15 protein-coding genes are annotated in these 12,596 nt (G+C 47.4%); 9 read left to right on the top strand and 6 right to left on the bottom strand.

What is annotated here, in order from left to right:
- Positions 1–102: 102 nt before the first annotated feature.
- The 9 genes from ACZ5NB_RS17765 to ACZ5NB_RS17725 all read left to right on the top strand — a co-directional run bounded on the left by ACZ5NB_RS17765 (position 103) and on the right by ACZ5NB_RS17725 (position 9,597).
- A complete protein-coding gene (locus ACZ5NB_RS17765) occupies positions 103–930 on the top strand; it encodes an ABC transporter ATP-binding protein (protein WP_460234042.1) in 828 nt (275 codons plus the stop codon).
- Positions 931–975: 45 nt separating this feature from the next.
- Positions 976–2,223 carry an ABC transporter substrate-binding protein gene (locus ACZ5NB_RS17760; protein ID WP_460234041.1) on the top strand — a complete coding sequence of 416 codons (1,248 nt, stop codon included), beginning with the start codon at positions 976–978 and terminating at the stop codon, positions 2,221–2,223.
- The gene (locus ACZ5NB_RS17755; RefSeq protein ID WP_460234040.1) at positions 2,220–3,053 is read left to right on the top strand and encodes an ABC transporter permease; all 834 of its coding nucleotides are present in this window, start codon (positions 2,220–2,222) and stop codon (positions 3,051–3,053) included. Before ACZ5NB_RS17760 ends, ACZ5NB_RS17755 begins: the two co-directional genes overlap by 4 nt.
- Before the next feature lie 125 nt (positions 3,054–3,178).
- Positions 3,179–4,900, top strand: a complete 1,722-nt coding sequence (locus tag ACZ5NB_RS17750) for a sigma-54-dependent Fis family transcriptional regulator (protein ID WP_460234039.1) — start codon at positions 3,179–3,181, stop codon at positions 4,898–4,900.
- A gap of 320 nt (positions 4,901–5,220) precedes the next feature.
- Positions 5,221–5,766, top strand: coding sequence for an OsmC family protein (locus tag ACZ5NB_RS17745; RefSeq protein WP_460234038.1), 546 nt, complete (start codon positions 5,221–5,223; stop codon positions 5,764–5,766).
- A 21-nt stretch (positions 5,767–5,787) separates the two neighbouring features.
- Positions 5,788–6,930 carry an acyl-CoA dehydrogenase family protein gene (locus tag ACZ5NB_RS17740; RefSeq protein ID WP_460234037.1) on the top strand — a complete coding sequence of 381 codons (1,143 nt, stop codon included), beginning with the start codon at positions 5,788–5,790 and terminating at the stop codon, positions 6,928–6,930.
- Entirely contained in the window at positions 6,927–8,258 is a 1,332-nt protein-coding gene (locus ACZ5NB_RS17735; RefSeq protein WP_460234036.1) for an FAD-dependent oxidoreductase, read from the top strand. The genes ACZ5NB_RS17740 and ACZ5NB_RS17735 overlap by 4 nt, the downstream gene beginning before the upstream one ends.
- A 15-nt stretch (positions 8,259–8,273) precedes the next feature.
- Complete coding sequence (locus tag ACZ5NB_RS17730; protein ID WP_460234035.1) at positions 8,274–8,687, top strand: DUF302 domain-containing protein; 414 nt, start codon at positions 8,274–8,276, stop codon at positions 8,685–8,687.
- A 34-nt stretch (positions 8,688–8,721) separates the two neighbouring features.
- Positions 8,722–9,597, top strand: coding sequence for a sulfurtransferase (locus ACZ5NB_RS17725; protein ID WP_460234034.1), 876 nt, complete (start codon positions 8,722–8,724; stop codon positions 9,595–9,597).
- A 115-nt stretch (positions 9,598–9,712) separates the two neighbouring features.
- On the opposite strand, the gene ACZ5NB_RS17720 is transcribed toward ACZ5NB_RS17725, so the two are convergent.
- The 6 genes from ACZ5NB_RS17720 to ACZ5NB_RS17695 all read right to left on the bottom strand — a co-directional run bounded on the left by ACZ5NB_RS17720 (position 9,713) and on the right by ACZ5NB_RS17695 (position 12,558).
- A complete protein-coding gene (locus ACZ5NB_RS17720) occupies positions 9,713–10,039 on the bottom strand; it encodes a DUF1801 domain-containing protein (protein ID WP_460234033.1) in 327 nt (108 codons plus the stop codon).
- Positions 10,040–10,137: 98 nt separating this feature from the next.
- Positions 10,138–10,677, bottom strand: coding sequence for a GNAT family N-acetyltransferase (locus ACZ5NB_RS17715; protein WP_460234032.1), 540 nt, complete (start codon positions 10,675–10,677; stop codon positions 10,138–10,140).
- Between the two features lie 152 nt (positions 10,678–10,829).
- Positions 10,830–11,156, bottom strand: coding sequence for a hypothetical protein (locus ACZ5NB_RS17710; protein ID WP_460234031.1), 327 nt, complete (start codon positions 11,154–11,156; stop codon positions 10,830–10,832).
- A gap of 117 nt (positions 11,157–11,273) precedes the next feature.
- Positions 11,274–11,558 (bottom strand): hypothetical protein, encoded by a 285-nt coding sequence (locus tag ACZ5NB_RS17705; RefSeq protein ID WP_460234030.1) that lies wholly within the window; start codon positions 11,556–11,558, stop codon positions 11,274–11,276.
- A gap of 22 nt (positions 11,559–11,580) precedes the next feature.
- Positions 11,581–11,952 carry a hypothetical protein gene (locus ACZ5NB_RS17700; protein ID WP_460234029.1) on the bottom strand — a complete coding sequence of 124 codons (372 nt, stop codon included), beginning with the start codon at positions 11,950–11,952 and terminating at the stop codon, positions 11,581–11,583.
- Between the two features lie 57 nt (positions 11,953–12,009).
- On the bottom strand, positions 12,010–12,558 hold the full coding sequence (locus ACZ5NB_RS17695) for a hypothetical protein (RefSeq protein WP_460234028.1): 549 nt from the start codon (positions 12,556–12,558) through the stop codon (positions 12,010–12,012).
- Positions 12,559–12,596 lie beyond the last annotated feature (38 nt).

The raw sequence follows: 12,596 nt of genomic DNA, 5'->3' as shown, positions 1-12,596 counted from the left end.
TCGTTATAGTCTCGCCCTGCTGGCACACATAATGCAAATTTACCCATAACACCATCTTTTAACGGCCAATGTTGGACATTGTCCACTAAGCGGATTGTTACTATGGGTTCAGCCATTTCTATCGACTATCTCAGTCACACGTTTAAAGGTGCCAGTGAGCCCACGCTTAAAGAGCTTTGTACGAATATTGCTCGAGAAGAATCGGTGTGTCTTATCGGGCGTAGCGGTTGTGGTAAGTCGACATTGTTACATATGTTGGCCGGGCTGCTTATGCCCAGTGATGGCTGTGTCAGGATCGATGGTCACCAAGTGACAAAGCCCTGTGCTAAATGGAACATGATGTTTCAAAGCGCTTCACTGTACCCCTGGATGGATGTTGCGGCTAATGTGGGCCTAGGTCTGCAGTTTGCGGGTGTTGCTAAAAAAGATATTCGCCGCCGTGTAGCAGAACTCCTTGAGTTGGTTGGCTTAGCTGACTATGCCGGTGAGCGCGTCACTGCTTTATCAGGTGGGCAGCAGCAGCGTGTGGCCCTCGCCCGTTCACTCGCGACCGAGCCAAGTGTCTTACTTCTCGATGAACCCTTCTCTGCGCTCGATACATTTACCCGGCGTGCATTGCAGATTGATGTTCCCGCCATTTGTCGGGAGAAAAAAGTAACGCTGGTGACGGTGACTCACGACATTGATGAGGCCATTCTCATGGCAGACCGCGTAATGATAATGGCGCGCAACCCCGGGCGGATTATTGGCGAGCTGGACATCGATTTACCCCGTAGCAACCGCCACAGTCACCCGCGCTTTCAAACACTTCACGACGAGCTGATGAAACAATTCAGTGCAAGTAACAACCCGGCGCAACCCGATGCACCAGAGCAACAACCCGATACATCAGAGAAAAGTAAACCCAAACACCTTAGCTGCGTGAGTTAATCCCAATCTTTTAACTTATATTTAACTTATAGATGAGTGACCATTATGAGTAAGCACGACGATGATGATTTGAAATATCTCCAGGACCATGAAATGAGCCGCCGCGATTTTTTAATGGACACCTTGGCCAAAGGTGGGCTTGCGGCAACATTTGGTTTGGGGTTGGGGGCAACCGCTCAATCGTGGGCAAACATTCAGGCCCCTGCTGATGAGGTTGTACGCATTGGTTATCTTCCTATTACCGACGCCACCGTGCTGTTGGTGGCGCACGCTAAAAAGTTTTTTGAAGAAGAAGGTTTGCAAGCTGAGCGCCCCACACTCATCCGGGGCTGGTCTCCGCTGGTTGAGGGGTTTGCGGCGGGCAAGTTTAATCTTGTCCATTTCCTAAAACCAATTCCCATCTGGATGCGTTATAACAACGGTTTCCCGGTAAAAATTATGTCATGGGCGCATCTCAATGGCTCGGGATTGGTGGTTGGTCGGCACATAAAAGCTGACAGTTTCTCAGCGTTGGGCGGAAAACAAATAGCCGTTCCTTACTGGTATTCCATGCACAACATTGTGCTTCAGATGGGCTTGCGCCACGCGGGATTAACGCCAGTCATCAAACCACAGTCGGCTAAATTGGCAGCGAACGAAGTCAACCTTCAAGTCATGCCGCCACCGGATATGCCTCCAGCGTTAGCGGCGAAAAAAATTGATGCGTTTATCGTCGCCGAACCATTTAACGCCGCTGGTGAGTTACTCGCTGGTGGTCGGATGCTGCGATTTACGGGTGACATTTGGCGTAATCATCCGTGTTGTGTGGTCTGTATGAACGAACTCCAGGTCAACAAGAATCCGGTGTGGACACAAAAAGTCATGAATGCCATCGTGAAAGCGCAAAGCTATGCGCAAGAAAATAAAGAAGAAGTTGCGCAACTGCTGTCGCGAGACGGAGAAGGTTATTTGCCAATGAAGTCCGATGTTGTGAAGCGGGCCATGACGTTGTACGACGATACCACCTACGCATCACCAGACGCGATTAAAAACCCGGAGTGGGGTAGTGGTCGCATTGATTTTCAGCCTTGGCCATTTCCGTCGGCAACGAAGTTAATTGTCAATGAATTAAAACGCACCCTCGTCGGTGGCGATGCGACGTTCCTAAACGGCTTGGACCCAGACAAAGTAGCTGAGGACCTGGTGGACTATAACTTCGTTAAAGTGGCGATGCAGAAGCATACTGGCTGGCAGAAGGCCCCTGGCTTTAATGCGGATAACCCCTTTGACCGAGAGGAAATCGTATCGCTATGAGTATCGCTATAACCGCCAGCAACCTAAACGAGGACGGTGTCAGTCAATGGTACCGTAGGCTATACACCGTGCTGCGTAACGTGCAGTACCCCATTCTGGGGTTACTATTATTGCTCGGCCTCTGGTGGCTGGGTGGTTATATGATTGCCAGTGACCCGTCACTCATGGCGTTTACTGACTTTGCACCAGCACCCACATTCTCAGCTTTATGGTATTTAGTCAGTAGCGGTGAACTGTGGCCAACCATTACGGCCAGTTTATATCGCATCGTGCTCGGTTTGCTGTGGGGTGTCATGTTGGGAGTTCCCATTGGTGTGCTAATTGGTTGGAACCGACTAGCACTTAAAATTGCCAACATGCCGTTTCAATTGGTGCGAATGATTAGTCCACTGGCGTGGATGCCTATTGCGGTGTTGGCATTTGCGACCTGGGATTCGGCCATTATATTTTTAATTATTATGGCCACTGTATGGCCCATTATTTTTTCAACGGCGCACGGTGTAAAGCGGATTGATCCAAACTGGTTCAAGGTTGCCCGCAACTTGGGCGCGACGAACCCGCAAATGTTAGTGCGTATCGTGCTGCCAGCCATCATGACGGATGTACTTTCAGGTATCCGACTCGCCGTTGGTGTAGCCTGGGTGGTGTTGGTGCCAGCCGAATACCTAGGTGTCACTAGTGGTCTCGGCTACGCCATCAATGATGCCCGAGACACCTTATCATACGATACCTTAGCGGCAATCGTCGTGGTTATAGGGGTGATTGGTTACGGCTTAGATAGTCTTTGCGGACTGATGGTAAAACGCTTTAACTGGCACGCCGAACAGTAATTCCCACAGTGGTGTTACGCTGCGAGTACCAGAGCGGTGACAACAATGTCGGACAATGTCCCGCACGGCATACTCTTTGCTCATCTCTTGGTAAATGTCTTGGAATTTATCTTGGGAGCAACGTTATGCTTAGTGGTCATCCGGTTAAACCTGTCCCACTTAACCTCGCCGAAAGCAACCTCGCCGAAAGTAATCACGCCGATGCAATAAACCATGCTCACTCTCGCTTTCAGGATGAATCGCCAGATTTGACCGTGTTGCGTGAAGCGGCCAAATTGATTAATCACCTGGATAAACCCGAGACCATGATTCTTGGGACGCTACGTCTGATGTCGGAGATGTTGGGCCTAAATCGCGGGCGCGTGGTGTTGCCGGAGTCGGATGGCGCAACCCTACGTATTCAGTACAGCTATGGTTTGACTCAAGCCGAACAAAAACGTGGCGTTTATCGATTAGGAGAGGGGATTACCGGGCAGGTCATGCAAACCGGGCGGGAAGCGGTTGTGCAAAACGTCGATGAAGAGGCGCAATTTGTTTTTAAAGCGGTTGATCGTAAAACACTGCCCCAACAAGTCGTCGCGTTTCTCGCCGTACCGATTAATATCGGCACAGAAACTATCGGTGTGTTGGCTGCTCACCGATTGCGGATGCGCCCCCGCGCGATCAAGTCCGATTTGGCGACGTTAGCCATCATCGCCACATTCATTGCCCAGGTCATTCAAATAAACCGTTTGCTCGATGCGCACACACGTGACCTGCAAAACGAAAATCAGGCACTGAAAAAAGCGCTCAGCTTTCGCGCTAGTGCCAGTAATATTCTGGGTGGCTCTCAGGCCTTTCGAGTAGCGTTGGAGCAAGTTGAGCGGGTTGCCGACACTCAAGTATCCGTGCTTCTACGAGGCGAGTCTGGGACCGGTAAAGAACGATTCGCACGTTTGCTCCATAGCAAAAGTGCTCGCCATGATAAAACGTTCCTCGCGATTAATTGTGCCGCCATTCCGGAACACTTGTTAGAGTCGGAGCTGTTCGGTTACGAGCGCGGTGCTTTTACCGGCGCAAATTCCCGTAAACTGGGGCGCTTTGAGCAAGCATGCGGCGGTACACTATTTCTCGATGAAATTGGTGACCTCAATTTAGAACTACAATCAAAATTATTACGCGTCCTAGAAGAACAAACGATACAGCGTGTGGGCGGCACCCAAGATATTCCAATTAATGTCCGTGTGATTGCAGCGAGCCATAAAAACTTGCAGCAAGCAGTTAACGACGGTGGATTTCGGCTGGATCTATTTTATCGGCTCAACGTATTCCCCATTTATCTTCCTGCTCTGCGAGAGAGAGACGGTGATATCGCCATCCTCAGTCGTTATTTTCTGCAACAAGCGAATCACGAATTTAATCGCTCGGTGGGATTTGCCGAAGGCGTATTAAGACGCCTAGAAAGTTACCCCTGGCCGGGAAACATTCGGCAACTCGAAAATGTGGTCAAACGTGCTGTTCTCGTCGCTGGTACTAAAAATATCAATATCGCCGATATCGAAAGTATCTTGCTGCAGGAATCACAAATCTTCCAACCCATTCACCACGTGCCACCTATTGAGTCGCCACCGGCCGCACCTGCGCCAAAAACGACAGAGGCCTATTCGCCGTCATATAACAGTGTGACTGAATCCAGCCCTGCGCCGGAGCGGATGCGTAGCTACGCTTGGGTATCCGAAGACGAGGCGCAATCATTGCTCGATGCATTGCGTGCGACTCACGGTAATAAAACCCAAGCGGCTACTCGTTTGGGAATGACGCCACGTCAATTTCGTTATCGCCTAAAAAAATTGCAACTTATCGATTAACCGCTTGCTTGCAAACAATGTCCATCTGAATTGGACAATTTGACAATGACGCGCAGTCAATTTGTAGAACTTTGCGTCATGGTTTCGTTTGTCGCCAAATTAGTATTGCCTCCATCACTGACTTTTCGCAGTAACTGGTCGTCAGCGCCAGCAATATCAAGGCCTTCACGCCATTACAAAAAATAGATACCGACTCTCTCAGTTTTTTTAATCAATTTCACTGAGCTGGCATAGCTTTCGCTCTAGGTTGTAAAACCCACTGTGAACAACAGCAAGTTAATCATCTATTTTATAGAACACCACTTTTCAGGAGATTCACCATGACCGAACCCGCTACCACTATCAGCACTTACCTTCGACCTATCGATCGCGACGGTTTATTAGGGTTTGCTGAAAAAGGACGTAACAACCCTGGAATGCGCGGTACCAATAAAGTTCACACCGTTACCGATGGGCAGTATCGCACCGTCAGTCATGTAAATCAGCACGAAGTGGTAGTGGATGAACCATTACACCTTTTTGGTGAGGACACGGCGCCCGCTCCGGGTGAAATTGTGTTGTCTGGGTTGGGCGGATGTCTCGCCGTTGGCATCACCGCTGTCGCTACCTGGAAGCAAGTGAAACTCAGCAAGTTAGAAATATTTTTAGAAGGGGACATTGGTAACCCCGCCGCTTGGGGTGCAGGTGGCGCCGAGATGAAACCGGAAGATATGGGCTTCCAAGAAATTCGCGTTAAGGTGTTAGTCGAAGGTGATGCCACTAAAGAAGAATTCGACGAGATTATAAAGCATGCGAACTATTTCTCGCCGGTGGCTAATTCAATGCGTAACCCCATCGCATTCGATATCAGTTTAATGGATGACTAACGTTTATAAGGTGAAACAGTCATGAGTGTAGCCGCCGAACGTGTAGCTGATACGCAAGCATTTAGTGACACTGATAAAGTGCTTGCCGATGTCGAGACCATTGCACGCGAACAACTTAAACCGCTTGCAAATCGTATCGATCAGGAAGGGTTTTATCCCGTCGACACCTTGCAAGCTTTAGGCGAGGCAGGCGCATTTGCTTGCCACCTAGATCAATACGGGCAACGTTTTGATGTTGCCTTACAAACTATGCAATCCATCAGTCGCTATTGTGGATCAACAGGCTTTGTCGCCTGGTGTCATGACGTCTGTGGTTTGTATATGGAACAGTCGGCTAATCCTTCCTTATTGGCGCGTTTACCTGCTCACGCGCTGGCGCAGACGATGGGCGGGACAGCGTTATCGAACCCGATGAAGGCCATTACGGGTATTGAAAATATGGCACTCACCGCTGAGCCTGTCGATGGAGGCTATGTCGTTAGCGGCACCCTGCCGTGGGTCAGCCACATTCGCCCCGGACAATATTGCGGTGCTATTGCCGGAGTAAAAGCCGCAAACAGCAGCCGTATCAGTCACGAGATGATGTTTTTACTCGATGTGAATGATGCCGTTGCTTTGCGAAAGTGTCCAAAATTTTCAGCAATGGAAGGAACCAGTACCTGGGCCATTGCGCTAGATAAATATTTTTTGGGTACCGAGAGCATTATTGCTGATCCACTGAGGCCCTATATCCAAAAAATTCGAGCAGCGTTTATTTTGTTGCAAATGGGTATCGGTATTGGTGTTTGTCAGGGCGCGATTGATTCCATATTAGAGGTTGAGGCAGACCTTGGTCATGTCAATCAGTTTCTCCATGATCGCCCGCAGGAATTACTCGCAGAGTTTGAAGAGATCGGCGCACGTACTATGGCACTTGCGAAAACACCCTATGCGCAAGAAAAAGAATTTTTACTCGATGTTTTAGATTTACGCGCGCAAGCGTCAGAGTTTGGTTTAAAAGCGACCCAATCGGCCTTGCTCCATCAAGGCGCTCGTGGCTATCTAATGCAATCCCCGGTACAGCGCCGTATTCGAGAAGCGCAATTTGTCGCGATAGTGACACCTGCTATTAAACATCTACGTTGGGAAATGAATAAATTAATGTCGGAGCCGGTGCGCGTATGACGGTTGATGAGAACGAAGCCAACATTAGCTGGCGGCTGTATATCTGCAAAGCGTGCGGCTTAATTTACGACGAAGAACAAGGTGACCCCGATAGTGGTTTAGCACCCGGCACCCGCTTTGAAGATATTCCCGACGATTGGGAGTGTCCTCTCTGTGGCGTTACCAAAATGGATTTCGAACCTTACGAGCGTCCCTCGTTAGTGGCAGCGCCAGAACCGACGCAGATCGGTCGTCGTCATGCTGATGTTGTCATCGTTGGCGCCGGTCTAGCCGGTTGGCAAATGGCAGAGTCTCTGCGTGCGCTCGATAGTAGCTTGAGCATTACATTAATTACCGCTGACAGCGGCGATCGCTACCACAAGCCCGAATTATCTTTGGCTATTAGTCGCGAGCAAACGCCGCAGTCCCTAGTGAAAGAAACGGGTAGTGATGCGGCTGCTCGCCTGGGTGTCTATTTATTGTCGAACAGCTATCTGACAGGGATCAGTAGCGCCTGCAAAAACGTGCGCACTACGCGCGGCACATTGCGCTATGGCGCGCTCATTCTGGCGCTTGGTGCAAAACCTGCCTGGCCGCCAACGTTGCCCCAAACCTTGTGCTGGCATGTAAACCACCTAGCGACGTGGCAAGGCTTTGCAGAGACCCTGGGAGAGAATCAAACAATTGCTATTGTTGGTGCCGGTATGGTCGGCTGTGAACTTGCAGAAGATCTAACGCGCAGTGGCCATAGCGTAACGCTCATTGATCTTGCCGAGCAGCCGCTAGCAGCGCTATTGCCCAGCGAAGCAGCTGAACGATTACAACAACATTTTTCCGCTATTGGTGTGACATTTATACCCGGTTGCGCCGTGCAAAAAGTATCGTTACTCGATTCGGGGCAACGACGTTGTGACCTATCCAATCAATCGCAAATCGATGTCGATCATGTCGTTGTAGCGACCGGATTAAAAACGGACGCGCGTATAGCCGAGGCCGCAGGGCTTGATTTCGAACGCGGTATTGCCGTTGACCCAGACTGTCTACAAACCAGTGTTGATGACATTTATGCACTGGGAGATTGTATTAGCATCAACGGCAACCCCTGCCGGTTTATCGAACCTCTCGCTCATCAAGCCGATACGATTGCCGCATCCATCACCCAAATTAAGCCGGCGAGCTACAGCCATCAAAGCCCGGTTATCCGATTAAAAACACCTAGCTTACCGATAGTGATGCACGGCTCGCCGAATCACTCGCTGACATGGCAAACGCGGGAAGCGAGTGAGGACTGTTTGATTATGGAGCAGATTGATAACGGCGAAGTAATTGCACGTTTGCAAGTAGGTTAACGTAAAGGAAGGTGTATGTTTTCTGGTATTAGCGCTTATAGTCCTGATGACACTGTCAGTCGATTAACCCAAGCGGCTGAAGCGGCAGGTTACCGTGTCCTTGCGCATATTTACGCATCGAATAATGTAAAAAACATTGGGATCGACACACCTAACCACCAAGTGATGGAAATTTTTCGGCCAGACTATGCGGCTAAAGTATGGTCTTACAAACCGGCGGCGGGTATTTCGATTCCAATTAGACTGCATGTTTTCGAAAATGATCAAAACGATGTGCAGGTGGACTGCCAACAAGCCAGTGAAACGCTAGGCGTTCACGACATACAAGCACTGAGCGATTTTGCCAACCGCATAGATGAAGATTTTAAAACACTCTTAGCCACAGTGTGCGAGAGCATCTCAACCACCCCGATACACGTTTCCGCCTAACACCCAATCATGACCACTGCCAGAGGATTCAACCATGGAAAAAATTCTTTATAGCGCTAGCGAAGCAAAATCACTTGCTGAAAGCGGCGAAGCACTCATCATTGATATTCGCGATGACGAAGCGTATGCCGCTGGACATATACCCGGCTCCGTCAATATCCCCGACGTGTTTTTCTTTTTGGCTGAGACTAGCCCGGAAGGACTAGCCGCGATGCAAAAAACCTTCAAAGATCAATTTTCTGCCGTGGGCCTAGATGGTAAAAAAACAGCGATTATTTGCGAAGACTCATTAAATACTCGCTACGGCGGTTCGTGTCGTGGTTGGTGGATTCTAAAATATCTAGGATACCCCAGTGTTGGCGTGTTAGATGGCGGGATAAGCGCTTGGAAGGGATCTGGTTTCGACACAGCTACGGAGCCGACTGAAGCCACCCCGGCGGATTGCCCAATTAATCCTGTACCCGATATGCTAGTGACAAAAGAGCAAATGCTCGATGCCATCTACGACGACAGCATCATCAAATTGGATAATCGTGATCAAGATGAATGGTTAGGCGAAAGTTCATCGCCTTACGGTAAAGATTTTGTCCCGCGCAAAGGACGCCTGCCAAACGCGGTGTGGGTAGAATGGTATAGCTTGATGGAGGATGTCGATGGTGTAGCGCAATTTAAATCGCCAGAAGCGACTCAAGCGCTGCTGGCGGATCGGGGCGTAAAAACCAGCGACGATATCATTATCTACTGCTTTAAGGGTGCACGCGCTTCCAATACCTATGTCGCACTAATGTTGGCTGGTTTTACTAAACTGCGCATCTATTTTGGTAGCTGGAATGAATGGTCAAAAGACCCTGAACTGCCAATCGAAAGTGGACTGCCAAGCCGCTCTTCCCCGATGCGTACGGTCGCTTAACGCTACAAATTTATCAGATGCTTCGCTGGGGGTAAGGTCGGGGAAAAACAACCCGCTTACCCCCGCTTAGTGTGAGTCAAAATCCCGCAGGGATGATCATTCAGCGCAATAATATCTAGAGTTTACTGGCCTGGACTAAAAGCGGCTTGAGATATCTTTTATCTACTTCTTTAGTGATTTTATAATTTATATGTCGCCGATACTTACCAGTCCCCGCGAGCAAGGATTTTGGATCATCAAGATCGACGCCACGAGCAAAGGATAATTGGACGTGGTTGGTGTGCACAAATAGCCCACAAAACTGTCCTTCTTTTTCATCTGGTTTCAATGTAAAAAGTGTACCACCGTACTTGCTAACGCAAGTGGATTTCGGCACGCAGGCCAATATGAAGGATTCAAGCTCCTTCTCTAGGTCAGTGAGTGTTAAATCGTTGTCTGTCATTTTTGAGCTTTGTTTCGTTGTTTGTATTAAGTTTAAGGTCTTGGTTTAGATGAAGGATGATAGTAGCCAGACAACTCAATGGGAAAACTGGTGGGGTTTTAAGCTTTATAATCAGACGCTAGCATTGAATAAATGGCATGGTTTACAAATTGCGAGTAAAGCCATTCACACTCTCTTAACGTGGCTTCATAAGTAAAACCAAGTCGCTCCGGTATAGCCCTGCTTCTACTATTGTTCTCGGCGCATCGAATCTCAATTCTATTGAGATTTAATTCACCGAATCCAATTTTTAGCAAATCTTTTACGGCAGACGTGATTATTCCTTTGCCGACATAGCTTTCTGCGAGCCAGTAGCCAATGGAGCCAGTTCTATGTTGACTATTTATCTGATGGAAGCCGGCAACGCCGCATATAGCTCCCTCGTGAAATACAGCAAAATGCGGGGCGCCGAGTTTTTCTAACTCGCGGGTAGTTGATTCAATGAAATTTATTGTATCAGTGCATGATGTCATGGAATCAAGCCAAGGTAGCCATTCTCTTAAATAGTCACGATTGGCGATTGTTAGGTCATAGAGTTCTCTTGCATGGGATATAGCCAATTGCTCAAGGGAAAAGTTGATCTTCACTTTTTCATCCATTTTTTCTGTAATCTACTGTTCCTATTGGTAAGCTCTAAATCGATGACGTTAATGTATAAGAGACCATTATAAGGCCGATAGTGATAAGAAGTTTTGCTGCTTTCATTTGTTACTGCACTGTAATATTGTCTTTTTAACAGTCTCATATTGTGCTATCTGTTGGTAAATTTTACCCACGTTCCTTCACTATTTTTCCATGCTTCGCCTGTAATTGTGTCCAGTCGAATGGTTCGCCAATTTAAACCGGTGCTAACGACCCGAAATTCATATGCTGATTTAGGTATCGAGTTGGGATCTTCAATCCTTTGCCACACTGTATTTTTAGACCACCATGCTTCTCCTGTTACGCGGTTAAATTTTATGTGGCGTGTTTCGCCATTGTTTAAAGCGACCATCTCTATTCCAAAGTCGCTATTACTATTCGCCCAAGTTGAAATTGATAAAAGGTAAATAGCAAAAATAACGTAATATTTCATCATATAGACTCGATCTCGTTTAAGCACGCTTATAGAGTGAATGATTTAGGTACAGCTGAAATGTTTCCTGTATGCCTGGGTTTGCACTATTTACATTATTGGCACAACAAAGAAAGAGCATTATCTAGTCTCTCCTATTGGAAAAGTGGAATACTTGCCTGAAATACCAGAACCTGTGAAATATAAGCAATGTATCGCTTCTTTGTCGCTGCGCAACTTTGCATTTGCACCTAACACGTTGATTTTCTGGCCGGGTGGTAATTTTTCTTGTTTTATCAAAACCTTGCCGCCTAACGTAAAAAACGTCATCGATCCGATTATTAGTGCAAAAACTCCAGTTAACATAATGGTTGTTTTCATTTTTATTAGCCCAATATCGTAATATATCGCGCCGTGCTTTTCCATGGCACAAGCCTGTATGGTTTTGTTACATATTTTTATTGTTTTCGTCTGTTTTGTCGTCAAGCTTGTAATCGTGACGAATTTCTGCCTTTTGCTTTTCAATCATGTCTATTGTATGTTTTGCACCTGGGTTGAAAATTGAATCCGCTTGCATAAAACCTCCTGCAATCGATGAGGTGCCTCCAGTTGATTTCCGAGTTCGGAACCATCCTAAGTTCCCAAATTTATTTGCCAGAAAGAGGCCGAAAATCGGTATAAGCCAGACAAGAGCATACAATAAAGCCTGTTTTTTTATAGATGGCACCCAGTCATATATTGCTTTACTCATTAGGCTGTTAAAAAACACAAGGGATAACGAAAGGACTAAAAGCAGAAAATAAATTTTAGGCGTTTCCATTTTAGAGCTCCCCCTTTTGTTGTCGATTGCTTCTAGTGCTTATAACGCCTGTGGCGGCTATGGCGCGTTGTTATCACCGTCGGTCTGCCAATTCTCGTTTGGGTTTTTAGTGACTATTTGGACTACCTTTCCGTTCCCATAGGCAACCCTAATGGGTAGCTTTTGTATGTCGGTATCTTTCTCAATAATCTCTTTCACTGTATCGAAGTTATATTCTATATCTAGATCCCATGTGAACTTTGTTCTGATGTCGACGTTTTTAAAGATCCAGTTCCCAAGATAGGTAACTGCATCATCAGTTACTACAAATGTATTCGATATATCTTCGGGCTTGCCTAATTCACTCTTTGGAACGTTTGAATAATGAGTCCAAATCTCACTTAAATAATATCTGCCAGGCGGCACTTGCTTGGCGAAAGAGCTGTTTCCATTGATGATCTTAAATTTTTTGCCTGAAGTATATTCCCGAAAGTGAACAGAGCGAATTGTTGTGGTTCGGCTAGACTCTTCTATACCGATAATGACGAATGAGCGCTGTACATCATCTCCTTCTGCTAGAACATAGGGGGAAATAAAAGCGAATAATAGAAACGCACTTCGTAGCATATATACTCCTAACGCTTAGCTCACCGGAAAATTAGGAG

This window comes from Aurantivibrio plasticivorans (assembly GCF_055392955.1).
This window is presented reverse-complemented; position numbering and strand designations above follow the sequence as displayed.